Origin of the sequence: Amycolatopsis echigonensis, from assembly GCF_014174495.1 — a bacterium.
GTDB classification, from domain to species: Bacteria; Actinomycetota; Actinomycetes; order Mycobacteriales; family Pseudonocardiaceae; genus Amycolatopsis; species Amycolatopsis echigonensis.
The window spans coordinates 72,921-96,661 of the sequence record NZ_JACJHR010000029.1; the positions used below are offsets into that span (position 1 = coordinate 72,921).

Sequence of the window (23,741 nt, forward strand, 5' to 3'; positions counted from 1 at the left end):
TCACCGTCCCAGACTACGTCGCGGCACCGACAGGTTTCCGCTCCCCGGCGATCACCTCCGCCAACAGGGGCAGCTGCCGCTCGACCGCACCGGGTTCCAGGGAGCCGACGCGCAGCAGCACGTGCTCCGCCCCGGCCGCGGCGTACCTGCGCACGGTCTCCGCGACCTCCGAGACCGGACCGGTCACAGTCGCCTGGATGGTCCTGATCTGCGCCAGCGGCCGCCCGTAGTTTCCCTGTGCGTAGTCCTCCAGGACGCGGAGGCCGCGGCGCGGATCGGGATCGACGTAGACGGTCAGGAACAGCGACGGGGTGACCGGGCGGTCAGTGGCGGCGCGGACCGTCTGAAGGCCGGACGCGTAATCCGCGGGGTCCGGCGGATATGGAAGCCAGCCGTCGTAGTGCAGAGCGGTGCGGCGAAGCGCGGCGGGCGTCGCGCCGCCCAGCCAGATCGGCGGACCGCCGGGGCTCGCGGGCCGGAGCGCCGACGGCAGCCAGTCGTAGTGCAGCACCTTGCCGTGGAACGAGCGCGGCTGCCCGGTCCACAGCTCGCGCCAGAGCGCGACGACGTCGTCCAGGTGCGAGAACCGCGTCCGGAAATCGACCCCGGCGAGCTCGAACTCCCGCTCGCTGAAACCGGGGAAGCCCGCGCCGACACCGACCACCAGCCGTCCTTCCGAGATCAGGTCGACCGACGCGAGCGTCATCGCGGTCTGCACCGGATTGCGGTGCGCGGGCAACAGCACGGCGGTCCCGACGGTGACGCGTTCGGTCGCCTGCGCGACCGCGGTGAGCAGGGTGAGCGGTTCGATCCGGGGACGGGAAAGCGAGTCACCGGCCCAGATCGACGCGAATCCGAGCCGTTCGGCTTCGCGGGCCAATGCGACGAGGGCACGCGGGGTGCCGCCAGCTTCGAGCTGTGCCTGTCCGGCAGGAAGAAGAAGTCCGAATTCCACGGTGTCGACGATCCAGCGCGGCGCGGCGTCCCGGCAATTCCCTGCGGGGAATCGCCGGCCGACCTCGGACTCGGCCAGAATCGCGCAGGTGCCCACCACGTTCGCCGACGCCTTGCGCGACGCCCGTTCCCGCCATCGGCTCAGCCAGCTCGACCTCGCGCTGAAAGCCGGGACGACACAGCGCCACGTCAGTTTCATGGAACGCGGCCGTTCGCTGCCTGGCCGGGGCATGGTGGTGCGCGTCGCCGAGGCGCTCGGCCTGCCGCTGCGCGAGCGCAACGCCTTGCTGCTGACCGCCGGATACGCGCCGGTCTACCCCGAAACCCGGCTGGACGACCCCGCGCTGACGCCGGTACTGGAGTCGCTGCGCGCGCTGCTCGCCGGGCACGAGCCGTACCCGGCGCTGGTCGTGAACCGCTACGGGGATCTCGTCGCGGCGAACGACGGCTTCAGCCTGCTCACCGAGGGCGTCGCGGCGGAGCTGCTCGAACCGCCGGTCAACGTGCTGCGGCTGGCGTTGCATCCGCGCGGGATGGCTCCGCGGATCCAGAACTTCGCCGATTGGGCGCAGCACGTGCTCGAACGTCCTCGCCGCGGTCTGGCGCACGGACCTGATCCGCGGCACCAGGCGTTGCTGGACGAACTCACCGGCTACCTGCCGTCGCCCGGCGAACCGTCCGGCGACCACCTCGGGTTCGCCGTGCCGCTGCAGCTGTCCACTTCAGCGGGCGAACTGCGGCTGCTCACCGCGATCACGCAGTTCGCCACCGCGGTCGACGTGACGGTCGCTGAGTTGAGCCTCGAAACCTTCCTGCCCGCCGACGCCCCAACCGCGGAGCTGCTCAAGGCGCGACCCACCCAGTGAGCTGACCCATCGTCAACTCCACACCCGCCCACAGCATTGCCGCGCACAGGCTTCCGAGGAAGAAGCGTCGGTACGACAGTCCGGCAGAACCGGCGACGCGCGGCACGAGAGTGCGTACGCCCGCCAGGCACCGCCCTAGGACGACTGCTGGCACGCCATAACGTGCAACGGTCGCTTCAGCCTTGTCCCACTTCGCTTCGCCGATCCGCTGGCCTACGCGTGAGCGACGCAGTTTCGGGCCCCACAGTCGTCCCTCCCAGTACGCGAGCAGGTCCCCGGCGAGCGCTGCCGCGACGCAGACTGTGAGCGCAGGCCACAGCTGTAAAGTCCCGCGCTGCACCAGGAAACCCATGAGCAGCAAGGTGGACAGCGTCGGCAGCACAATGCCGGGCAACAACGCTGTCTCGGCCATGATCACCAGCGCGCAGATCAAATAGACGAGCGGCGCGGGTGCGTCAAGAAGCGGCTGAAGCAGGCTGCCCATAGCGGTCCAGTCCAGACCGCACCGGCAAGGCCGCGCGGTACACGTACGCCGGCGGCAGATTCCGCCAAACCACACTGGTGCGTTCGACAACCGCGAAGCGGCTTCGCAGCAACCGTGCGAACCGACGCGCTGGCGGTGTCCATGCCGTGTGCGCGTACGCGAAGGTGGTGAAGCGGCCCTGCGGGGAAAGCACCTCGCAGACAGAGTTCAGTACCGCAGCCTGTGGCGCAGAATGCATAGCTGTCCACGGCAGACCGGAGACGACGACATCGACCGGCATGGTCACGTACGCAGCAACGTGCTCTGCGGAGCCTTCCGCAACGTGCAGCGACGGGAAGCGTTCGCGTAACTCCTGTACAAGGTGCGGGTTGATTTCCACTGCCGTGAAGTGCGCGTCGCGCTGAAGCATGCGAAGCAGCACTTCCGTGAATACGCCCGTTCCCGGCCCCAGTTCCACGACGCTGTGCGCGCTCTCGACGCCCAGCCCGGCAGTCATCACTCCGGCCAGCCGTGCCGAACTGGCCGCGATCGCGCCGGTACGCATCGGGTGCCGGAAGAACTCCCTGGTAATCGACATGTTTCCGACGGTAGGAAGCGTCCCGGTCGTCGCGGATCGGCTCGGTCGGCGCGAAAAGTCGTCCGCACGGAGGACCACAGCCATCCTCCGGAACGACGCGCCCGACGACGACCACGCGTTACGTTCGTTTCGTGCGTGGACTGGTCACTTGGGTACGCAAGCAGCGTTGGTTGCTCGACTTGCCGCTGTACGCCGTCTTCGTCGCCTTCGGACCCAACATCGCGGATCAGCAGACGTGGCCGGTGCGCATGATTTCGATGCTGTTCCTGCTGCCGCTGTTGTTTCGCCGCCGCTACCCGCGCACAGTCGCGCTCCTGATCCTCATCGGAGTAGCTGTCGTCTATACGAACGAGATATGGGCGTATGACCGTGGCCGTAGCGACCTCGCGATGGCAGTGGTTCTGTACACGCTCGTGAAAGCCGGCGACAGATGGTTCATCGGCTTCGCGGTCGCTATCGCCGGGCTGGACGCCTACTGGGGATTCACCTGGGGCGTCAACACCCTGAACCCGACGCTCACCATCTTCGGCGTAGTACCGCTGTACCTAGCGGCCTGGGCGCTCGGCGCGTTCTTCCGCACGAAGGAACAACTCACTGAAGAAGAACGGCTGAGAGCTGAGCTAGCGGCGTCCGAGGAACAAGCCCGCAGTCGCGCTTCAGTTGCCGAAGAGCGCACGAGAATCGCGCGCGAGCTTCACGACGTACTCGCACACAGCATGAGCGTGATCGTCCTGAACGCCGAAGGAGCGAAGCTCGCACGCCATCACGACCCCGACGCTGTCGACCGTACACTCGACACCATCAGCAAAACCGGCCGTTCCGCGCTCGCCGAACTGCGGCGGCTGTTAGAAGTGATGCATGCTGGCGAACCCGCGCGTGCTCCGCAGCCGACACTCGACCAGTTGCGCACGCTCGTCGCGCAGTCCGGCCGCGACATCACGCTCGAAGTCAACGGCGACATCGCCGACCTGCCCGCCGGCGTGGCGCTTCAGGCGTACCGCATCGTCCAGGAGGCCTTGACCAACATGCTCAAACACGCGCCGCCCGACGCGACCGGCCGGGTCCGGGTCACCTTCGCCGGACCGGAAATCCACGTCGAAGTCACCAACTCCGGCGGACGGCAACCGGTCGCGGCGGGCCTGCCCGGGTCCGGGCGCGGGCTCACCGGCATGGCCCAGCGCGTCGCGATGTACCACGGCAAGCTCGAAACCGGCACGCTGCCCGACGGCGGCTACCGCGTGTCGGCCACGCTGCGGACGGACGCCGCATGACGTCCGTGCTGATCTGCGACGACCAGGAACTGGTGCGCGTCGGGCTGCGGATGATCGTGGACAGCCAGCCTGATCTCGAGGTCGTCGCCGAAGCGGGCGACGGCGCGGAAGCCGTCGAACTCGCCCGCGCACAACGGCCGGACCTCGTGCTGATGGACGTCCGGATGCCGGTGCTCGACGGCGTCGCGGCCACGGCGCAGATCTGCGCCGAACTGCCGGACACGTCAGTGCTGGTGATCACGACATTCGACCTCGACGAGTACGCCTACTCCGCACTTCGCGCCGGGGCCAGCGGATTCCTGGTCAAGGACGCGCCGTCGGACGAGATGCTGGTGGCGATCCGCGGCGTGCTGCGCGGTGACGCGATGGTGTCGCCGTCGGTCACGAAACGCCTGCTCGACCGTTATCTCAGCGCCCATCGGACGCCGCTGGACGAGCAGAAGCTGGAGACGCTGACCGAACGAGAGAAGGACGTGCTCGGCCTGATCGCGCGCGGATTGTCGAACACCGAGATCGCCGCGACGCTGTTCATCGGCGAAACGACGGTGAAGACGCACGTCGGACGGTTGCTGAGCAAGCTCGGACTGCGGGACCGGGTGCACGCGGTCGTGTTCGCTTATGAATCCGGATTGGTACGTCCGGGCGGCTGAATCGGGGCATGCTGGACCCATGCGTCTCGTCGCGTTGCTCGCCTCCGTCCTGGTGCTCGCCGCCTGCTCGGCCGCGCCAGCGAGTGCTCCGGGAAAATCGGAGCCAGGCGGATTCGCCGTGCAGGAGGTCGCGAACGGCCTCGAACACGCATGGGACGTCGCCTTCCTGCCCGACGGTTCACTGCTCGTGCCACAGCGGCCCGGCAAGCTCGCGCTGGTCCGCGACGGCCGGACGACCGACGTGCGCGCCGATTTCTCCGACGTTCTCGTGCAGGGGGAAGGCGGCCTGATGGGACTGGTCCTCGCGGCGGACTTCGCGACCTCGCGCGAGTTCACCACCTGCCAGACCCACCAGGAAAACGGCCGCGCGGTGGACGTCCGGCTCGTCACCTGGCGGCTCGCCGACGACGACGCGAGCGCCGCCAAGGTGCGCAACCTGCTGACCGGTCTGCCGGTCAATCCGAGCGGACGGCATTCCGGCTGCCGCCCGACGCTAGCTCCCGACGGCGCGCTGCTCGTCGGCACCGGCGACACCGCTCGGTCCACGGTGGCCCAAGACCGGCACAGCCTCGGCGGCAAGGTGCTGCGGATCGACGCGAAGACCGGGGAACCGTTGCCGGGCAACCCCTTCCTGTCGTCCACCGACCCGAACGAACGCCGGATCTACACCTACGGCCACCGCAACGTGCAGGGCGTCGCGATCCGGCCGGGCACCGGCCAGGTGATCACCTCCGAACACGGCCCGGCGTTCGACGACGAGGTGAACCTCCTGCGGCCAGGCGGAAATTACGGCTGGGATCCGTCGAAGGGCGGCACCGATCCCAGCTACGACGAGAGCGTGCCGATGACCGACACCACCCGGTTCCCGGACGCGGTCCGTCCACTGTGGACCAGCGGGCGGATCACCGAGGCGATCAGCGGCGACGCGTTCCTCACCGGCAAGCAATGGGGCGCGAACGAAGGCGCGCTGGTCGTGGTCGCGTTGAAGGGACAGAAGCTCCTGCTGCTGCACCTGGACGCGGCCGCGAAGGTCACCGGAGTCACGCTGCCCGCGGAGTTCAACGACAAATTCGGCCGGTTGCGAGCCGCCCGGAGCGCACCGGACGGCTCGCTGTACGTGACGACTTCCAACGGCACCAACGACAAAGTGCTGCGCGTGACCCCAAGTAAGGGTTAGCCGCCGTACGCGCCGCCATTCACGTGCACGACCTGTCCGGTGACGTGTCCGGCCTCCGGGGACGCCAGGAACCGCACCACCTCGGCGACGTCGTCCGGTTTGCCCGCGCGTTTCGTCATCGTGTTCTCGACCAGCCGTTCCTCGCGTTCGGCGGAAAGCTTTCCGCGGAAGAACTCGGTGTCCACGATCAGTCCCGGCGCGACGACGTTCGCGGTGATCCCGCGCGGCCCCAATTGACGGGCGATTTCGGTATTCCACACTTCCACCGCGGCTTTCGCCCAGCCGTACGATTCGGCTCCGGTGTGCCCGGCGATCGAACCGATGGTGACGACGCGGCCGTGATCGGCCAGCCGCTCCTTCAGTGCCGTGGTCACGAACGCGGCGCTGAACAGGTTCGCCCGGATGTTGGCCGTCCAGGCAGCGTCGAGCGCCTTCAGGTCCCTACCGCGCTCGTGCTGGAAATCCGTGTTGCCACCAGCGTTGTTCACCAGCACGTCGACCCGTTCGGGCAACTGGTCGAGCGCCGCCTCGACCGCCTCGGGATCGCTCGCGTCGAAGCTCACCGCACACGCGCCGAGCAGCGTCGCCGCCTCGGTCAGCACGTCCTCGCGCCGCCCCGTGATCGTGACCCGATCGCCGGCCCGGGCAAACGCCGCGGCGATCGCGTACCCGATTCCGGTACCGCCCCCGGTCACCACTGCTTCCCGATTCATCACGCACATCCTTTATTGCTAAAGTACCTCTCGTGGACGACGGTACCGGCGGCGGCGAAAACCCGTCAAGCGACGAGGTGGACGAGATTCAGCGGGCGTGGCTGCGCGAGCGGCCGGGCACGCCGGTGTCGTCCATCGGCGTGATCACGCGGATCTGGCACATCGCGAAACTCCTGGAGGACGACCGGCGCGCGACCATGCTCGAACTCGGGATGGACGCCTCGACCCGCACCCTGCTCAGCACGCTGCGCCGGGCCGGGCCGCCGTACCGGCTCAGCGCGGGCGAACTCGCGAAGCGCTGCCGGGTCAGCCCCGGCGCGATCTCCCAGCAGACCGCCCGCGCCGAACGCGACGGGCACGTCCGCCGGGTCAAGTCCACTTCGGACCGTCGCGCGGTGTACGTCGAGCTGACCGAGGCCGGGCACGAACTGATCGAGCGAACCGTCGGCGATCTGCTGGAGCACGAGGAAACCCTGGTGTCCGCACTGTCCCCGGCCCAACGCGAGCAGCTCGCCGATCTCCTGCGCATCCTGCTCGCGGACCTGGACCGGCGGGCGCGGAGGTAGGGTGGCTGACATGTCCACCATCGACAAAGTCGCCTGGCTGCACGTGGTCGACGGCAAGCTGCTCGCCGCGCGTTCGGCGGGCAAGGACACCTGGTACCTGCCCGGCGGGAAACGCGAGGAGGGCGAGTCGGACGTCGAGACGCTGGTCCGGGAAATCGCCGAGGAACTGAGCGTGACGCTGGACCCGGCTTCCGCGCGGCTGGCCGGTACCTGGGAAGCGCAGGCGCACGGCAAAGCAGACGGTGTCGTGGTGCGGATGACCTGCTACACCGCGGATTACGCCGGCGAACTGAAGCCGAGCAGCGAGATCGAGTCGTTCGGCTGGCTCGCCCACGCCGACCGCGACCGGGTGTCGGCGACGGTCCAGCTGATCCTCGACGACCTGCACGCCCAAGGAAAGCTGGTCTGATGCTGCGACTCGGCATCACGGTGCTCGGAGTCGCCGACGTCGAACGCGCGACGCGGTTCTGGTCCGAGGCGCTCGGGCTCGTCGAGGATCCGGAATGGGCCAGCGAAACGTGGCGGACGCTGGCCCACCCTGGCGGTGCGCACGCGCTGGGATTGCTGCGGAGCGAGTCGCCCGCCGAACCGAGGCCGCGGCTGCACCTGGACCTCTACACCGACACCGAGGACGAGCAGCGCGCCGAGGTGGAACGGCTCGTCCGGCTCGGTGCCCGCCGCGTCGACTGGGAGCATTACCCGCCGAAACCGGACTTCGTGGTCCTCGCCGATCCGGACGACAACCTGTTCTGCGTAGTGGATCTGAGCAACGCGCCGTCCGGCAGCTGAGGCTTCAGCCCAGCAGCCGCGGCTTGTTTTCCAGGTGGGACAACCCGTTCCAGGCGAGGTTCACCAGGTGCGCGGCGACCTCGTCGCGCTTCGGCTTGCGCGCGTCCAGCCACCACTGCCCGGTGAGCGCGACCATGCCGACGAGCGCCTGCGCGTAGAGCGCGGACAGCTTCTCCTCATACCCGCGGGCCGCGAACTGCTGCGCGAGGATGTGCTCGACCTGGCTGGCGATGTCGTTGAGGACCGTCGAGAAGGTCCCGGTGGAACTGGCGACCGGGGAATCGCGGACGAGAATCCGGAAACCGTCGTGGGAATCCTCGACGTAGCTCAGCAGCGCGACGGCCGCCTGCTCCAGCATGACCCGCGGATGCCCGCCGTGGAGCGTCGAGACCATCCGGTCGAGCAGCAGCTGCGTCTCGCGGTCGACGACGACGGCGTAAATGCCTTCCTTGCCGCCGAAGTGCTCGTAGACAACCGGTTTGGACACGTTCGCCCGCGCGGCGATCTCCTCGACCGAGGTGCCGTCGAAACCCTTTTCGGCGAACAACGCGCGTGCCACGTTGAGCAGTTGCTGCCTGCGCTCGGTACCGGTCATGCGCACCCGGGCGACCGGTGCGGCCGGCCGCGCGCCGGTGACCGCCGCTTCTCGTTTCGCCCGTCGTCTCCCCGCCATTCGCTGCAGGGTAGTCGTGAGCGGCGATCCCGGTTCTCACCGGGATCGCCGCTCACGACCGCTACTTGGCCTGAGCCGCGATCCGGGCCAGCCGCTGCGGGGTCGGCCACCGCACGTCGTGCGCCCAGCCGAACTTCTCGAACATCCAGATCAGCCGTGCCGACATGTCGATCTGGCCGCGCTTCACGCCGTGCCGCGCCGAGGTCGGATCGGCGTGGTGCAGGTTGTGCCAGGACTCGCCGAAGGAGAAGATCGCCAGCGGCCAGAAGTTCGCCGAACGGTCGCGGGCGGCGAACGGGCGCTCGCCGATCATGTGGCAGATCGAGTTGACCGACCAGGTCACGTGGTGCAGCACGCAGATCCGGACGAGGCCCGCCCAGAAGAACGCGGTCACCGCGCCCCACAGCGACCACGAGATCAGGCCGCCCAGCAGCGCCGGGCCGAGCAGGCTCACCAGCGACCACAGCCAGAACAGGTCGTCGACCTTGCGGATCGCCGGGTCCTTCACCAGGTCCGGCGCGAAGCGGCCCTGGTTGCTCTTGTCGCGCTCGAACAGCCAGCCCATGTGCGCGTGCCAGAAACCCTTGGCGATGGCCAGCGGCGAGGTGCCGTACGCCCACGGCGAGTGCGGGTCGCCGTCGCGGTCGGAGAACGCGTGATGGCGCCGGTGGTCGGCCACCCAGGTGATCACCGGTCCCTGCAACGCGATGCTGCCCGCGATCGCCATCACGACCCGCAGCCACGGCTTCGCCTTGAACGAGCCGTGGGTGAAGTGGCGGTGGTAAGCGACCGTGATGCCCAGGCCGCTGATCCCGTAGAACACGACGAACAGCGCGACGTCCAGCCAGGTCAGTCCCCAGCCCCAGGCGAACGGAACCGCGACCAGCAGCGCCACGATCGGCAGCAGCACCCCGAAGTACACCGACAGCTGGACCCCGATCGACCGCTGTCCTTCGATGATCGGCTTGGGCCCCTTGGGCGGGTCGCCCGCTGACTGAGAACGATCGAGGGTCGCCGTCATGCGCTCACTTCTTTCCTCTCGCAACCCCTTGCGAAGGGTGCCCTTACCTACGGTGTCGTAAGTTACGGTACAGGAGGTTTCCGGCGCTGTGGAGGCCCGAAAAGTCCGATTGCCCGGTGCCCGGGACGGCGCTGTGGCGCACGCCTCCCCCTCCTGGCGCCCCGGTCCTCGATCATCGCTATCCTGACCAGGACCGATCCGCCGTAGTGTAATCGGCAGCACTTCAGATTTTGGTTCTGACAGTTCAGGTTCGAATCCTGGCGGCGGAGCTGCACATCCGGCGAGGGCGATGGGAGTGGGGGCGGCTGAGCGAGGAACCGAGCGACCCCGCGGGCGCCCGTCGCCCGACCCTGGTCGAGATGTCGGACGCGTGGCTGGTGGGGCGCGCGCGGGAACTCATCGCGGCCGTTCAGCGCCAGGAGCACGAGAGCCAGCTCGAGATCGTCAAGATCATGGACGAGCTGCTCGAGGAAACCCTCCGCCGGGGTGAGCCCACGCTCGTCGCCCAGTTGCTGCGCGCCTCCGCTTTCGCCCGGCTCGTCACCCGCGGCCTCGCCGCCGAGGCCGAACCCCGGCTCGACGAGATGCTCGCCCACACCCGGCGGCACGGCTTGTCGCTGCTGCGCGCGGACGCGCACGCGCTGCGCGGGCGCCGGCTCGTGCTCGCCGCGCAGGAGGACGCCGCGCTCACCGAGATCGCCCGCGCGCTCGCGATCCTCGACGATTCCACGATCCCGGACCGCCAGGTCGGCGTGCGCAACTGGAACCGCATGCAGTCGATGGCGCTCATCGACTGCTGGATAGTGCTCAATCAGCTCGGCGTCTACGAGGCCGCCGAAGAGGTGATCGGCCGGGCGCACCAGGCGATCCGGGAAAGCGCGAGCCCGCACGAGATCACCCTGCAGCTGATGAACCGGGTCAAGATGCTGCTCGGCTGGGGCCTTCGGCTCGAGCGGATCGAGCAGTACGACGAATCGGCGGAGAAGTTCCGTACCGCCGCGTCGATGGCGGTGGCCGCGGAGGGCCCGTTCGCCGAATCGCTGTTCCCGCGCAAGATCGGGGTGGCCGCGGTCGACCAGGTCGGCGTGCTGGCCGCGGCGCTCGCGCTGAACGACCCGTCCGCCGAGCACGTCGAACGGCTGCAGAGCATGCATCTCGGCCATCACTACCCGCACGAGCAGGAGCTGGTCGCGATCGCACTGGCCCGCTGCCTCGACCAGGCCGGCCGCCGCGCCGACGCGCTGCGCGTGCTGCGCGAGTCCCGCGAGGTGCTGGCCGAGGACGTCTCGCAGCCGTCGATGCGGCTCACCCTCTCCCGCGAACTCGCCCGCCTCGACCCGGAAGCCGGGAGCCAGTCGCTGATCGACTACGCGACCGCGCTGGAAACCGAAATGTGGGCACTGCGCGAATCTCAGATCGCCACGCTGAACGCGCGTCGCGAGCATGAACGGCTTTCCGCCGAGCACGGCGCGATCACCCAGCAGGCACTGCAGGATCCGCTCACCGGTCTGCCGAACCGTCGCGCGCTCGACGAACGGCTGCGCGCGCTGGCGTCGTCGGCGGACGCCCAGCCGCTCGCGGTCGCGCTCGTCGACCTCGACGGGTTCAAGGGCGTCAACGACAAGCAGTCGCACGCCGAGGGCGACAACGTTTTGCGTGTTGTCGCAAGCACTCTGCGCGACGCTTTGCGCGGCGACGACGTAGTGGCCCGCTACGGCGGCGACGAGTTCGTCGTGCTGCTGCCCGGAGCACCGGCATCGGCGGCGAAGATGGCGCTTGGCCGTGCGGCCAAGTCGGTCGCGACGCTGCCGCACCACCTTTCGCACGGGGTGACGTTGTCCATCGGACTGGTGTCGCTGCGTCCGCAGGAGCGGGCCGAACAGGTCCTCGCGCGCGCGGATGCGGCGATGTACGAAGCGAAACGCGGCGGGGGCAACCAGGTCGCGTCGGCCAACTCGATGGCAGGCGACGGCGCGGGCGGCTGGCCTGCGGAAACCGCTCCGACCGACCCCGCGTGGAGCGCGGAGGACCCCACGTAGGATCGTTGGTGCTCGTCAACGCACCGGTGAATTCGTTGGGAGACTCGTGAGCGGCCCGCTGAGCACGCTGATCCTCGCTGCGGGTGAGGGCACCCGCATGCGTTCCTCCACTCCTAAGGTGTTGCACCCCATCGCCGGAAGGCCGCTGGTGGAACACGCTGTGCGCGCCGCCGCCGGCCTCGCGCCGCAGCATCTGGTGGTCGTGATCGGACACGGCCGCGACGCCGTGCGCGCCGAGCTCGACCGGGTCGGAGAGGCGCTCGGCCGCGAGGTCGCCACCGCCGTGCAGGAAGAGCAGAAGGGCACCGGGCACGCCGTTTCGTGCGCGCTGGCGCAGCTGCCGGAAGGACTCACCGGCACCGTGGTCGTCAGCTACGGCGACGTTCCGCTGCTGGACACCGAAACCCTGGAATCGCTGCGGGCCGAGCACGCCAAGACGGGCAACGCGGTCACCGTGCTCACCGCCGAGGTCGCCGACCCGACCGGCTACGGCCGCATCGTCCGCGGCGCCGACGGTTCGGTCAGCGCGATCGTCGAGCACAAGGACGCGACGCCCGAGCAGCGGGCGATCACCGAAATCAACTCCGGCGTCTACGCCTTCGACGCGTCCGTGCTGATCGACGGCCTGTCGCGGCTGTCCACCGACAACGCGCAGGGTGAGCTTTACCTCACCGACGTCCTCGGCATCGCGCGCGAGGACGGCAAGGGCGTCGGCGCGCTGGTGGTCGACGACCCGTGGGTCACCGAGGGCGTGAACGACCGCGTGCAGCTTTCGGTGCTCGGCGCCGAGTACAACCGCCGCATCGTGCGCCGCTGGCAGCGCGAAGGCGTCACGGTCACCGACCCGAACACGACCTGGATCGAGGCGGACGTCACGCTCTCCCGTGACGTGCTGATCGAGCCGAACACCCAGCTCAAGGGCCGTTGCTCGGTCGGCGAGGGCTCGGTGGTGGGCCCGGACACGACGCTGACCGACGTGCGGATCGGCGCGGGCGCCTCGGTCGTCCGTGTGCACGGTTCGGGCTCTGAGCTGGGCGACGGCGTCAATGTCGGTCCCTACACCTACCTGCGGCCGGGCACGAAGCTCGGTGCGAAGGGCAAGCTGGGCGCGTTCGTCGAGACGAAAAACGCGCAAATCGGCACCGGGACGAAGGTGCCGCATCTCACGTATGTGGGCGACGCGATCGTCGGCGAGCACAGCAACATCGGCTGTTCCAGCGTGTTCGTGAACTACGACGGGGTGAGCAAGCACCAGACCGTCGTCGGTTCGCATGTCCGGCTTGGGGCGGACAACACGCTGGTCGCGCCGGTGCGGATCGGGGACGGCGCTTACAGTGGAGCCGGTGCGGTGATCCGCGACGACGTTCCGCCTGGCTCCTTGGCGCTGTCGGCCGGCCCGCAGCGCACCATCGAAGGCTGGGCGGTCCGGCGCAGGCCGGGGACGCCCGCGGCGGAGGCAGCGGAAGCTGCTCTCGCCGCCCAGCAGCAGGACACCGTTGTGTCCGAGTCAGCAGCAGGAACCGACGGGGAGTCGCCAGCATGAGTCCGAAGTCAGGTACGCCGAAGAAGAATCTGATGCTCTTCTCCGGGCGTGCGCACCACGAGCTCGCGGAAGAGGTCGCCAAGCACCTCAACGTGACGATCACCCCGCAGACGGCGCACACGTTCGCCAACGGCGAGTTGTTCGTGCGCTTCGAGGAGTCGGTGCGCGGTACCGACGCGTTTGTGATCCAGGCGCACACCACGCCCATCAACGAGTACGTGATGGAGCAGCTGATCATGGTGGACGCGCTCAAGCGCGCGAGCGCCAAGCGGATCACCGTGGTCATGCCGTTCTATCCGTACGCACGGCAGGACAAGAAGCACAAGGGCCGCGAGCCGATCTCGGCGCGGCTCATCGCGGACCTGTTCAAGACCGCGGGCGCGGACCGGATCATGACGGTCGACCTGCACACCGCGCAGATCCAGGGCTTCTTCGACGGCCCGGTCGACCACCTGATGGCGCAGACGGTGCTCGCCGACCACATCAAGGAGACCTACGGCAACGCCGACATCACCGTCGTCTCGCCGGACTCGGGCCGCGTGCGGCTGGCCGAGAAGTGGGCGCAGCAGCTCGGCGACCGGCCGATCGCGTTCATCCACAAGACCCGCGACCCGGACAAGCCGAACCAGGCCGTGGCCAACCGCGTCGTCGGCAAGGTCCAGGGCAAGCTCTGCGTGCTGATCGACGACATGATCGACACCGGCGGCACGATCGTGAAGGCCACCGAGGCCCTGCTGGAAGAGGGCGCGGCGGACGTGGTCATCGCGACCACGCACGGCATCCTCTCCGACCCGGCCACCGAGCGGCTCTCGCAGTGCAAGGCCCGCGAGGTCATCGTGACGAACTCGCTGCCGATCCCGGACGAGAAGCGCTTCCCCGGCCTGACGGTGCTGTCGATCGCCCCGATGCTGGCGGAGGCCATTCAGCAAGTCTTCGAGGACGGCTCGGTCACCTCGCTGTTCGACGGCAACGCCTGAGCCCTGCGGCGCGGGAACGGCGCTGAACGGTTCTGATCGACGCGGCCCGGAGCGGGCGGGTGCGGCCTGAGGTCGCATTGGCTGCTCCGGGTCGCGTCGTTTGGCGACCACGCCCTTTCGCCGACGACGCTCACCTTGCCTCCACGCCTTGCCGGGCGGTGGCAGCCCGCTCAACCAGCCATGCTCGCTCCGCCGCCAGACCAGCCGCATTCAGCGCCCGCCTAGACCCGCAGCGCCGCGCTCGCCAGCCGAGCGGCTCCACCCGCCACCAGGCAACGCACAGCCGCTGCCAGACCAGCCGCGTTCAGCGCCCGCCTAGACCCGCACCGCCGCGCTCGCCAGCTGAGCGGCTCCACCCGCCACGAGCCAGCGCACAGCCACCGGCCAGCCAAGACACACTCGCTCCGCGCCGCTGGAGCCACTAGGCCCCGCCGCGTTCATCACCGCACGAGATCCGCGCCTCCGCTACTGATCAATCGCACCCTCCTTTGCTCCTCACCGCGAACCCCTCGCCTCGAGTGCTCTCACACACTCCCCATGTCCGCGGACAACCACCTCTCCGGCCGCATGTGGATCGCGATGTGCTCCCCCAACTGCGTCCGCTCGAATTCCACATACCCGGCCACCTTGTCGGCGGGCAGGTACCGCGAAGCCATCTCCCACGTCAGCTCATAGCTCCCCGGCCGAGTGCGCACCACCGGCCCCTCGACCGACACGTACCGCACAGTCGGCTCGACCCGTTGCACCATCAGGCTGAACCGGCCGGCCGCCTCGATTGCCTTCGCCTTGCGCGATTCCGGTGGCGTGCTCACCCACAGCTCGCCGCCGGGCGTGTACTGGTACCAGATCGGCACCGTGAGCGGTGCCCGATCCGGGCGCTCGACCACCGAGAGCGCCCCGATGTGTGGTTCGGCCAGAAACTGTTCCCGTTCTTCACTCGACAACACCATGCCCCCGAAGCTAGCGACGGGGTACGACAAAAACCGGTTCTGCCGGCGGCGAAAACTGGTGCGTCACCCGTCCGGGACTGGATAGCGTCCATGCCATGGGGAAATTCGAATTCGGCGTCAGCCTCCGGCTCACCGCCAACGGCACCGAATGGACCGAGAAAAGCCGGCGGGCCGAGGAACTCGGCTACGACCACCTGACTGTGCCCGACCATCTCGGGCCGGGGCGGCTGTCGCCGTTCCCCGCGCTCACGGCCGCCGCCGCGGTGACCGAGCGGGTGCGGGTCGGCACCCTGGTGTCCAACGTGCCCTTCTACAACATCGCGCTTTTCGCCCGCGACGTCGCCACTACCAACAAGCTCACCGAAGGCCGCTTCGAACTCGGTCTCGGCTCGGGCCACATGAAGCACGAGTTCGACGACGCCGGGCTGCCGTGGCGCAAGGCCGCCGACCGGATCGCGTACCTGGCCGAAGGTCTCGACGAGTTGCGCACGCGCCTCGAGGACGAGGGCGGCATGCCGAAGCTCTTGATCGCGGGCAACAGCGACGGCGTGCTCAAGCTGGCGGCGGAACAGGCGGACATCGTCGGGTTCTCAGGTCTTCGCCAGGACCGCGGGCGTCCGCCGGGCACGTTCGTGCTCGACAACGACGTGGCGATGGACCAGCGCGTCGCGTATTTCCGCTCCCTGGCGGGGAATCGCGAGATCGACTACAACGTGCTGATCCAGCGCGTCGTGGTCACCGACGACCGTCGCGAGGCCGCGGCGGAATGGCACGCCGAGACCGAGGAACGCAGTGCGGCGGACGTCGACGAACTGCTGCGCGCACCGCAGCTTCTCTTCGGCACGGTGGACGAAATGGTGCAGCAGCTGATCGCGCACCGCGAACGGTACAGCTTCTCTTACTTCACGGTGTTCGAGGGAATGATGGAGACTTTCGCTCCGGTGGTGGCTGAACTGCGGGGTCGCTAGCCGCCGCCTGCACCTTCGCGACGGCGTCACCGGCGATGAGCGTGAGCACTCGGCCGAGGAGGCCGTCCGGCACCGCTTCGTCGTCGATGTCGGCCTCCACGGCCAAACCATTGCTCAAGGCGAGCAGCACGACGGCGAATTCCTCGGCGGGCAAAGGAAGTTCGAGGTCCAGTCCCTCGGCGAGCCGGTTCAAGGCACGCGCGATCGTGTCGCGGACCTCCCGGCGGCGTCGGCGCAATGCGTCGCGCCGCCGGTCGTCGTGGTGCGCCATCGCGAAGAACTCGGCCAGCAGCCGGTGCCACACCGCGTCGGCGCGCATTTCGTACATCAGCACCGCGGCGACGTTCGCCAGCCCGGCGCCGCCGTCGTCCGCCTCGGCGAAACTCGCCAGGCTCGCCTCGAGCCGGTGCGCGGCGTGTTCTTCCATCAACGCCAGCACCAGTTCGTCTTTCGACGCAAAACTCGAGTAGACCGCGCCTTTCGTCAGTCCAGCCGCGGCGGCCACCTCGGTCAGTTTCGTCGCGGCGATGCCCTGTTCCCCGAACACGGCGAACGCCGCGTCGAGGATGCGCCGCCGGGTCTCCGCCCGCGTCGGCCGCGTCCGGCCGGTCATCGGCTTCTCCCTCATCCGGGGGTTGACACTGGCTCAGCCCGCTCAATACCTTCAGGTATCCAATACCCACGGGTATCCACTGTCAAGGACGACAGGGAAGGACCGCTCCGATGAGGTTGCGCATCGTCCTGGCCGCCGCGGCATTGCTGACCGCCGCGTTCGCCGCCCCAGCCACCGCCGCCCCGTCCGGCGGCGTCAACGATCCGGCGTGCCGGCCGAGCAGCGCGCATCCGCGTCCGGTGGTGTTCCTGCACGGCCTCGGCGCGACGTCCTATGAGGACTTGAACTACCTGCAGGAGCACGTGGCCGCCCAGGGATACTGCACCTTCAGCCGCACCTATGGCGCTTATCCGCAATTCCCGCTCGTGGGCGGATTGCGCCCGATCGCCGACTCCGCAACGGAAATCAAGCAGTTCGTCGGCGAGGTGCTGACGGAAACCGGTGCGGCGCAAGTGGATCTGGTCGGCCACTCCGAGGGCGGCTTCCAGACCCTGTACGTCACCAAGACGCAGGGCATCGCCGACCGGATCGGGTCCGTCGTGGCCATCGCGCCGCCCACGCACGGCACCACCTTCGCCGGGTTGACGAAACTGGCGTATCTGCTGGGAGCGCGCGATGAGGTCGGCGCGGCCCTCACCGCGTTCGGCTGCCCGGCTTGCGACAACCTGATCACCGGCGGCAGCGCGGTCCAGACGCTCACGAACGGTCCCATCGCACAGCACGGCGTGCGCTACACGGTGCTCACGTCGCGGTCCGACGAACTCGTCACGCCCACCGAAACGTCTTTCGTGCGCGAGCCGGGCGTCACGAACGAATACGTCCAGGACACCTGCCCGTTCGATCCCGTCGGGCACATCGGCGAGGCCTACGACCTCAACGTCTGGAACCTGGTCACCAACGCACTCGACCCGGCCCACGCCACGAAATTCCTCTGCACCGCCGGGTCTCCCGGCTGACCCCATGCGACCCGGTGGTGCCGCCACCAGGCACCACCGGGTTCGGCGCTCAGTACGCCAGCGTGAACCGGGCGCGCGAGTGCTTCGGCTCTTCGATCTCGTCCAGGAACGCGATCGCCAGGTCCGCGCCGCTGATGTGCGAGCGGCCGTCGGCGTCGCTGACCAACACGTCGCCGCCAAGGCGGAACTTGCCGGTGCGCTCGCCGGGGATCCACGCACCGAACTCGGCCGCCGGGCTGACGTAGAACCAGTCGACGTCGTCCGGAAGCTCGCGCAGCGCCTCCAAGACGAGCACGTGGCTGCCCGCCTCCGGCTTGTACTCCTCCGGGAACTCCGGGGTGTCGATCAAACGCGGGCCGTCCTCGCTGACCCGCAGCGAACCGGCGCCGCCGACGAACGACAGCCGCGCACCGTTCGCGCGCGCCGCCTCGACCAGTGTCGGCAGGGCATCCACCAGGCGGCGGCCCTCGTCGTCCGCGCGACCCGGCGTGGCGACCACGAGCACGTCCGCACCCTTGGCCACCGAAGCGACAAACTCCGCGTCATGCATCGACCCCGACCGCGCTTCGACCTCCGACGGCAACCCCTCGGCCTTGCGCGCGACCCCGGTCACGGAGTGCCCGCGCCGCAGCGCCTCTTCGGTGATCCGGCCGCCGGCGAATCCCGTCGCGCCGAACACCACCAGCTTGCTCATTGCCGCTCCTCGAAAGTAAGTCCGTCTCTAAGACCTCGACGCCGCCGATGGTAGGGACGGGTCTTCGGCTACTTCAACGGAAGCAACGCACCCCGAGGTGAGCGTGCAGGTCAGCCGCCGAGCGCGGCGAAAGCGGTGGCCAGCTTCGCCTTCACCGCGTTCGCGTCGACCGGCGACCGCACCTCGGCGACCGCCGTCGGCTTCGCCAGCACCTGGTAGCTCGCGGTGCGGTTGGGCAGGGTGAATTTGACCGAGCAGGACATCGTGATGGTCGCGTCCGCGTCGGCGTCGCCCTCCGTGGCGCAGGTTTGCGAGCCGAGCGTGTCCGCGCTGATCTCCACCGAAAGCTTGATGTGCACGCTCGGTTTCGAACCAGGCTGATTGCCGACGACGCTGTTCGAAACGTCCACTGTGGTCTTGCAGGAACCGACGTAGTCCTGGCAGTCGAGTTTGTCGTTGAGCACCGTGACGCTCGCCTGCGCGAGCCCGTCGAACGGCTGCCCGATCGCGTCGATCGCGCCGTCGAAATCGGTGTGGAACTGCTTGATCTCGGACGCGTTGAGCGGCCGGACCCGGAACGCCGCACCCAGCTTCGGGCCGCCGCGCGGATCGAGCAGCGCCGGCGCGAATCCGGTGACCCGGTGCGGTTCGGCGGCGGTCACCTGCAGCGCGCCGCCGAGGTCGTACACCTCGGTGCCGTCGGGCAGCTTCTGCTTCTGCGGAGCGCCGGAACCGAGGCCGCCGAGCGCCTTGCGCAGTTCGCCGGCGAGCTTCGGCGGGGCCATCCGCGCGGCCGGGTCGACGGGCAGTTCGCTGCCGACGGTGTGCACCCATCCGTCGCCGAATTGGGTGCTGTTCTCTTCCAGGCCGTGCGACTTCCAGTAGTCCGCGTCGGCCGCGAGGTACAGCTGCCCGTCCGGCTCGGTGATCCGCACCGACTTGCCTTCCAACGGCAGCGCGCCGAAGCCGTTGCCGTCGCGCGCGACGCGGTACGTCAGCGTCGCCGGGTTGCCGGCACCGTCCTTCAGCGTCGCGTCGTATTGCAGCGCCGGTGCCTGCTCCAGCGACTGCAGCGCGGCGTCGACCGCCGCCTGTTGCTGCGCACGCTCCGTAGCCAGCTGCCGGTCGGCATCGGACAGTCCCGCCGTGCCGGTCACCGCGACCTGGCAGCCCGCGAGAAGCCCACCAAGCAGCACCAGTGCTGTCGCAGTCCATCGAGCCCGCATGTCGGCCGCCCCTCTTTCCGCCGGAATCATGCCACCCCCCTGAGATCGGCGGGCGGGACGGGAATTGTGTCGTCACCCACCCGCGCGGGGGAGCGTGGGACGACCCGGTGCACGCCCGCGCGGACCGGCTGGTTTACACTTCTCGGGTTGTCTCGGCGAGGCGGGTGCGCCAGTGGGTGCCCGGCGTGATCGACGCGGCGGCTCGAGAAGCCCCGTGGTCTGCTCACGCCCGCAATCTCGCCGCCGTGCACAACCGCCCCCGAGCAGAGATCGACGATCCCGCCGCCCCCTGCCGCACGTCGTGTGATTTGAAGGAGTGCTACACCGTGTCCGAGGTACGTCTTTCCGTCGAACCGCGCACCGAGTTCGGAAAGGGTGCCGCCCGCCGCACCCGTCGCGCCGGCAAAATCCCCGCGGTGCTTTACGGGCACGGCTCGGACCCGCGGCACTTCGCGCTGCCGGCCATCGAGTTCGCCCGCGTCGTCCGCGAGAACGGCACCAACGCCGTCATCACGCTCGACCTGCAGGGCAACATCGAGCTGGCCCTGACCAAGACCATCGTGGTCCACCCGCTCAAGAACTACATCGAGCACGTCGACCTGCTGGTCGTCAAGCGCGGCGAGAAGGTCACCGTCGACGTCCCGGTCGTCGTCTCCGGCACGCCTGGCCCGGGCACCCTGGTCGCCCAGGACATCGACACGATCCAGGTCGAGGTCGAGGCGCTGCACATCCCCGAGCAGTTCGAGGTCTCCGTCGAGGGCATCGAGGCGGGCACCCAGATCACCGCCGGCCAGATCGCCCTGCCCGCGGGCGCCGAGCTGGTCACCGACCCCGAGGCGCTCGTCGTCGCCGTCAACGAGGCCCCGCGCGGCTCCGCTGACGAGGACGCCGAAGCCGAGGAAGCCGCGGCCGAAGACGCCGAATAAACTCGCTTTCGTGAGTGAAGACGTGCCCGGGGCCGGCGAGCTGATTCTGCTCGCCGGCCTCGGCAATCCCGGGCCCCAGTACGCCGGGAACCGGCACAACGTCGGGTTCATGGTGCTGGACGAGCTGGCCGGCCGGATCGGCGGGAAGTTCAAGGCCCACCGCAGCGGGGCCGAGGTGCTCGAGGGCAGGCTCGCGGGCTCCCGCGTGGTGCTGGTGAAGCCGCGGTCGTTCATGAACCTCTCCGGGGGGCCGGTGGTCGGCGCGGCCCGGTTCTACAAAGTCCCGCCGTCCGGCGTCGTGGTGGTGCACGACGAGCTGGACGTCGATTTCGGCGCGCTGAAGCTCAAGCTCGGCGGCGGCGACAACGGGCACAACGGACTTCGGTCCATCACCAAATCGCTCGGCACGCGTGACTACTACCGCGTGCGTTTCGGCATCGGGCGGCCGCCGGGCAGGCAGGATCCGGCGGATTTCGTGCTGAAGGACTTCTCGACGGTCGAGCGCAAGGAGCTCCCGTTCGAGATCGACCGGTGCGCGGACGCCACCGAGGCGTTGATTTCGCAGGGGCTGGCCGCCGCGCAGAACGCGTTCCACGCCGCCTGAGCGCTTTTCCCTCAACGCCGCGTTGAGGCCATGTCAGGCCGTTGTGCGTGTGGGTGAGACGTCGTGGCCGTGCGTGATGGATTTCTCACTCGATGGGCGGCTTCTGGGGCCCTGATCGAGTCGTCCGGGCGGGTGCGGGCTTCCCGGAGTGGCCGGGACCAGTTAGGACGGAGTTCAGGAGAGCGCATCACCCCGACCCTGAATCGGAGAATGATCCATGCCGTTTACCGCCGAGGATCTCGCTGAGGTCGCTTTCGGTAACGCCCCGATCGGCCGCCGCGGCTACGCCAAGCACGAGGTCGACGACTTCGTGCGGCGGATCGCCAAAACTCTCGCCGACGAGGACGATCTCACCGCGGCCGAGGTCCACCACGTGCTGTTCTCCAAGCCGTTGATCGGCAAGCGAGGGTACGACGAGCGCGAGGTCGACCAGTTCCTCGACGAGGTGGAGACGCAGCTGGCCGAGAGGTCCGGACGGAGGGCTCCGATGATTCCGGGGAGCCGGGATCCTGGGCAGGCCACTGCGGGGAGGGCTGCGTGGCCGGTGGTCGCGGAGGCGCCGGTGGAGGAGATGCCGCGGCGGTGAGCTCGGCGGTGTTAGCCGGGGAATGAGCTGACGGCTCGTGCTTCGCACATTGCGCCCGGGGAGGGTTGCGTGGGGGCACCCCGAAGCTGAGTGTGACTACGGTCTGAGGGTGCTGGGCCGGGTCTGGCTGCGCTGGTGGGTTTTGTGTGCCAGGTGCGGTTGGGTGGGTGGCTAGGCGTCTGCGTTTTTCGCGATTTTGTCCGCGTATTGGACCGCGGTCGCGGCGCGTTTCACCTTGCCGGAGGGGGTTTTGGGGAGGCTGCCGGCGGGGAGGACCACTACGGCGAAGGGGCGCATGTCCACGGCGTCTCGGACGCGGGCGGCGATTTCCTTCGACAGGCGGTTTTCCTCGGCGGCGTCACCGGCCAGTTTGGACTCCACGACCACGGCGAAGCGTTCGCGGCGGCTGCCCGCGTCCAGGCGGACGGCGACGGCGTTGCCTGCCCGGACGCCCTCGACCGAGCCGGCGGCGCGTTCGATGTCGGTCGGGTACAGGTTGCGGCCGCCCATGATGATGACGTCCTTGCGGCGGCCGCAGATCACGATCTGGCCGTCGACCAGGTAACCCAGGTCGCCGGTCTTCATCCAGCCGTCCTGGTCCTGGGTGTCCAGCGGGCCGTCGACGGTCAGGTAGCCGGGTGTCACGGCCTCGCCGCGCAGGCGGATCTCGCCGACTTGCCGTTCACCCAGCACGGTGCCGGAATCATCGACGATGTCCGCTTCCAAGCCGTCGAGCGGGCGGCCGAGCAGGGCGAACGAGCGCACCTCGTCCGTTCCGCGGCGGGGGTCGCCTTCGGGGACCGGCACCGCGCGGTTGTCGGCCTCCAGCGCGTCCGCTTCGACGACGTCCAGCGTGAGGCCGGTGAACAGCGGCGCGAACGAGACCGCCAGCGTCGCCTCTGCCATGCCGTACGCGGGGAACACGCACTCGGGCGGCATGTGGAACCGCTTCCCGGCGTCCACAAAGGTCTGGACGGCCGTCTCGTCGATCGGCTCGGCGCCGTTGAGCGCGATGCGCAGCTTCGACAGGTCGTAGGCGTTGTCGTCCTCGACGCGGGCCATGCGCTTGCCGACGATGGCGTACGCGAAGTTCGGCGCGGCCGTCGTGGTGCCGCCGTACTTGCTGATCAGCTCCGGCCAGATCAGCGGCCCGGTGAGGAATTCGACCGGGGTGATCTTGATCAGTTCGACGCCGAACGTCATCGGCACGGTCAGGAAGCCGACCATGCCCATGTCGTGGAAGGTCGGCAGCCAGGACACCATCACGTCGTTGTCGAAGTCGAACTCGGCGCGGTCGACCATCGCCTTGACGTTGGTGTACAGGTTGCCGTAGGTGATCCGGACGGCCTTCGGCTCCGCGGTCGATCCGCTGGTCAGCTGCAGGAGCGCGGTGTCGCTCTCGGCGGTCGGCACGATCTCGGCGAGCGGTTCGGCTCCGGCCAGTTCGGAGATCAGCCGGTAGTTGATGCCCTTGCCTTCCAGCACCGGGGCGAGCTGGTCGAACGGTTCGCCGAGCACGACCAGCTCGGCCCCGATCATCTCGAGCACCTTCACCGTGTCCTCGGCCCATTCGGCGAGGTCGGTGCGCGGCGTCGGCTGGTGCAGCATCGTCACGCTGCCGCCGGTGAGCCATACCGCCTGCACGGTCGGGGCAATGAGCACCGGTGCGGCGGCCAGCACCGCCGCCGCGCTCCCCGGCGCCAAACCCCCGCTGACCAGCCCGCCCGCGATCCGGCGGGCTTCGTCGTGCACCTGGGCCCAAGTCCGGCGCACCGGCTCCTTGGGCTCGCCGGTCACCATGCCGCGCCGTTGCCCCCGGTCCGCCGCAGTCCCGACGAGTGTGTCCACAAACCGACTCATGTGCGTCAGATTACTGTCCGGTTTTTCCGGGCCTTCCCGCGGCGGCGTGAACGGCGGA

Annotated in this window: 26 protein-coding genes and 1 tRNA gene; 16 read left to right on the plus strand and 11 right to left on the minus strand. The window is 68.9% G+C overall.

Annotated elements, in window-relative coordinates; all coding sequences use genetic code 11:
• Positions 1–13 precede the first annotated feature (13 nt).
• Positions 14–1,054 carry an LLM class flavin-dependent oxidoreductase gene (locus H5411_RS21145; protein ID WP_416333126.1) on the minus strand — a complete coding sequence of 347 codons (1,041 nt, stop codon included), beginning with the start codon at positions 1,052–1,054 and terminating at the stop codon, positions 14–16.
• Between H5411_RS21145 and H5411_RS21150 the strand changes: the two genes are divergently transcribed.
• Positions 1,035–1,820 (plus strand): helix-turn-helix domain-containing protein, encoded by a 786-nt coding sequence (locus H5411_RS21150; RefSeq protein WP_460431778.1) that lies wholly within the window; start codon positions 1,035–1,037, stop codon positions 1,818–1,820. The genes H5411_RS21145 and H5411_RS21150 overlap by 20 nt on opposite strands.
• On the opposite strand, the gene H5411_RS21155 is transcribed toward H5411_RS21150, so the two are convergent.
• Together H5411_RS21155 and H5411_RS21160 are read right to left on the minus strand one after the other, a co-directional pair.
• Positions 1,798–2,304: a DedA family protein gene (locus H5411_RS21155; protein ID WP_101437641.1), complete on the minus strand. Its 507-nt coding sequence runs from the start codon at positions 2,302–2,304 to the stop codon at positions 1,798–1,800. The two genes, H5411_RS21150 and H5411_RS21155, sit on opposite strands and share 23 nt — an antisense overlap.
• The gene (locus tag H5411_RS21160) at positions 2,276–2,881 is read right to left on the minus strand and encodes a class I SAM-dependent methyltransferase (RefSeq protein WP_101437640.1); all 606 of its coding nucleotides are present in this window, start codon (positions 2,879–2,881) and stop codon (positions 2,276–2,278) included. Before H5411_RS21160 ends, H5411_RS21155 begins: the two co-directional genes overlap by 29 nt.
• Before the next feature lie 131 nt (positions 2,882–3,012).
• Between H5411_RS21160 and H5411_RS21165 the strand changes: the two genes are divergently transcribed.
• The 3 genes from H5411_RS21165 to H5411_RS21175 are packed head-to-tail and all read left to right on the plus strand — an operon-like array spanning position 3,013 to position 5,979.
• Complete coding sequence (locus H5411_RS21165; RefSeq protein WP_183124783.1) at positions 3,013–4,152, plus strand: sensor histidine kinase; 1,140 nt, start codon at positions 3,013–3,015, stop codon at positions 4,150–4,152.
• Entirely contained in the window at positions 4,149–4,802 is a 654-nt protein-coding gene (locus H5411_RS21170) for a response regulator (protein ID WP_101437638.1), read from the plus strand. The genes H5411_RS21165 and H5411_RS21170 overlap by 4 nt, the downstream gene beginning before the upstream one ends.
• Before the next feature lie 19 nt (positions 4,803–4,821).
• Entirely contained in the window at positions 4,822–5,979 is a 1,158-nt protein-coding gene (locus tag H5411_RS21175; protein ID WP_183124784.1) for a PQQ-dependent sugar dehydrogenase, read from the plus strand.
• Here the strand turns inward: H5411_RS21175 and H5411_RS21180 are convergent.
• Positions 5,976–6,692, minus strand: coding sequence for an SDR family NAD(P)-dependent oxidoreductase (locus tag H5411_RS21180; RefSeq protein ID WP_183124785.1), 717 nt, complete (start codon positions 6,690–6,692; stop codon positions 5,976–5,978). The genes H5411_RS21175 and H5411_RS21180 overlap by 4 nt on opposite strands.
• Positions 6,693–6,724: 32 nt before the next feature.
• Between H5411_RS21180 and H5411_RS21185 the strand changes: the two genes are divergently transcribed.
• Genes H5411_RS21185 through H5411_RS21195 form a run of 3 tightly spaced genes read left to right on the plus strand, consistent with a single transcriptional unit; the run spans position 6,725 to position 8,047 of the window.
• Complete coding sequence (locus tag H5411_RS21185; protein ID WP_183124786.1) at positions 6,725–7,258, plus strand: MarR family winged helix-turn-helix transcriptional regulator; 534 nt, start codon at positions 6,725–6,727, stop codon at positions 7,256–7,258.
• A gap of 10 nt (positions 7,259–7,268) precedes the next feature.
• A complete protein-coding gene (locus tag H5411_RS21190) occupies positions 7,269–7,667 on the plus strand; it encodes an NUDIX hydrolase (RefSeq protein ID WP_183124787.1) in 399 nt (132 codons plus the stop codon).
• A complete protein-coding gene (locus tag H5411_RS21195; protein ID WP_183124788.1) occupies positions 7,667–8,047 on the plus strand; it encodes a VOC family protein in 381 nt (126 codons plus the stop codon). Before H5411_RS21190 ends, H5411_RS21195 begins: the two co-directional genes overlap by 1 nt.
• A gap of 4 nt (positions 8,048–8,051) precedes the next feature.
• On the opposite strand, the gene H5411_RS21200 is transcribed toward H5411_RS21195, so the two are convergent.
• On the minus strand, positions 8,052–8,642 hold the full coding sequence (locus tag H5411_RS21200) for a TetR/AcrR family transcriptional regulator (protein WP_037357077.1): 591 nt from the start codon (positions 8,640–8,642) through the stop codon (positions 8,052–8,054).
• A gap of 139 nt (positions 8,643–8,781) precedes the next feature.
• Entirely contained in the window at positions 8,782–9,741 is a 960-nt protein-coding gene (locus tag H5411_RS21205) for an acyl-CoA desaturase (protein ID WP_101437632.1), read from the minus strand.
• Positions 9,742–9,938: 197 nt separating this feature from the next.
• Here H5411_RS21205 and H5411_RS21210 point away from each other — a divergent pair.
• The 4 genes from H5411_RS21210 to H5411_RS21225 all read left to right on the plus strand — a co-directional run bounded on the left by H5411_RS21210 (position 9,939) and on the right by H5411_RS21225 (position 14,300).
• Positions 9,939–10,010 (plus strand) — tRNA-Gln (locus H5411_RS21210).
• 90 nt (positions 10,011–10,100) lie between these two features.
• Positions 10,101–11,780 carry a GGDEF domain-containing protein gene (locus tag H5411_RS21215; RefSeq protein ID WP_101437631.1) on the plus strand — a complete coding sequence of 560 codons (1,680 nt, stop codon included), beginning with the start codon at positions 10,101–10,103 and terminating at the stop codon, positions 11,778–11,780.
• A 46-nt stretch (positions 11,781–11,826) separates the two neighbouring features.
• On the plus strand, positions 11,827–13,323 hold the full coding sequence (glmU, locus tag H5411_RS21220; protein WP_183124789.1) for a bifunctional UDP-N-acetylglucosamine diphosphorylase/glucosamine-1-phosphate N-acetyltransferase GlmU: 1,497 nt from the start codon (positions 11,827–11,829) through the stop codon (positions 13,321–13,323).
• Positions 13,320–14,300 carry a ribose-phosphate diphosphokinase gene (locus tag H5411_RS21225; RefSeq protein WP_101437629.1) on the plus strand — a complete coding sequence of 327 codons (981 nt, stop codon included), beginning with the start codon at positions 13,320–13,322 and terminating at the stop codon, positions 14,298–14,300. The genes glmU and H5411_RS21225 overlap by 4 nt, the downstream gene beginning before the upstream one ends.
• Before the next feature lie 524 nt (positions 14,301–14,824).
• Here the strand turns inward: H5411_RS21225 and H5411_RS21230 are convergent.
• Complete coding sequence (locus H5411_RS21230) at positions 14,825–15,250, minus strand: pyridoxamine 5'-phosphate oxidase family protein (RefSeq protein ID WP_101441047.1); 426 nt, start codon at positions 15,248–15,250, stop codon at positions 14,825–14,827.
• A 95-nt stretch (positions 15,251–15,345) separates the two neighbouring features.
• Here H5411_RS21230 and H5411_RS21235 point away from each other — a divergent pair, with 95 nt between their 5' ends.
• Positions 15,346–16,218 carry a TIGR03621 family F420-dependent LLM class oxidoreductase gene (locus H5411_RS21235; protein ID WP_183124790.1) on the plus strand — a complete coding sequence of 291 codons (873 nt, stop codon included), beginning with the start codon at positions 15,346–15,348 and terminating at the stop codon, positions 16,216–16,218.
• Here H5411_RS21235 and H5411_RS21240 read toward each other — a convergent pair.
• Positions 16,154–16,831, minus strand: a complete 678-nt coding sequence (locus tag H5411_RS21240; protein WP_183124791.1) for a TetR/AcrR family transcriptional regulator — start codon at positions 16,829–16,831, stop codon at positions 16,154–16,156. The two genes, H5411_RS21235 and H5411_RS21240, sit on opposite strands and share 65 nt — an antisense overlap.
• Positions 16,832–16,941: 110 nt before the next feature.
• On the opposite strand from H5411_RS21240, the gene H5411_RS21245 reads away from it, so the two are divergent.
• Complete coding sequence (locus H5411_RS21245) at positions 16,942–17,787, plus strand: esterase/lipase family protein (RefSeq protein WP_183124792.1); 846 nt, start codon at positions 16,942–16,944, stop codon at positions 17,785–17,787.
• A 49-nt stretch (positions 17,788–17,836) separates the two neighbouring features.
• Here H5411_RS21245 and H5411_RS21250 read toward each other — a convergent pair whose 3' ends face one another.
• Both H5411_RS21250 and H5411_RS21255 read right to left on the minus strand, forming a co-directional pair.
• Positions 17,837–18,481, minus strand: coding sequence for an NAD(P)-dependent oxidoreductase (locus H5411_RS21250; RefSeq protein WP_183124793.1), 645 nt, complete (start codon positions 18,479–18,481; stop codon positions 17,837–17,839).
• A gap of 110 nt (positions 18,482–18,591) precedes the next feature.
• The gene (locus H5411_RS21255) at positions 18,592–19,707 is read right to left on the minus strand and encodes a hypothetical protein (protein ID WP_208637417.1); all 1,116 of its coding nucleotides are present in this window, start codon (positions 19,705–19,707) and stop codon (positions 18,592–18,594) included.
• Positions 19,708–20,033: 326 nt separating this feature from the next.
• On the opposite strand from H5411_RS21255, the gene H5411_RS21260 reads away from it, so the two are divergent.
• The 3 genes from H5411_RS21260 to H5411_RS21270 all read left to right on the plus strand — a co-directional run bounded on the left by H5411_RS21260 (position 20,034) and on the right by H5411_RS21270 (position 21,823).
• On the plus strand, positions 20,034–20,633 hold the full coding sequence (locus tag H5411_RS21260) for a 50S ribosomal protein L25/general stress protein Ctc (RefSeq protein ID WP_183124794.1): 600 nt from the start codon (positions 20,034–20,036) through the stop codon (positions 20,631–20,633).
• Positions 20,634–20,643: 10 nt separating this feature from the next.
• Entirely contained in the window at positions 20,644–21,237 is a 594-nt protein-coding gene (pth, locus tag H5411_RS21265) for an aminoacyl-tRNA hydrolase (protein WP_101437622.1), read from the plus strand.
• Between the two features lie 217 nt (positions 21,238–21,454).
• Positions 21,455–21,823, plus strand: a complete 369-nt coding sequence (locus H5411_RS21270) for a DivIVA domain-containing protein (RefSeq protein ID WP_101437621.1) — start codon at positions 21,455–21,457, stop codon at positions 21,821–21,823.
• 171 nt (positions 21,824–21,994) lie between these two features.
• Here the strand turns inward: H5411_RS21270 and H5411_RS21275 are convergent, their stop codons facing one another.
• On the minus strand, positions 21,995–23,683 hold the full coding sequence (locus H5411_RS21275) for a fatty acyl-AMP ligase (protein ID WP_183124795.1): 1,689 nt from the start codon (positions 23,681–23,683) through the stop codon (positions 21,995–21,997).
• Positions 23,684–23,741: the final 58 nt, after the last annotated feature.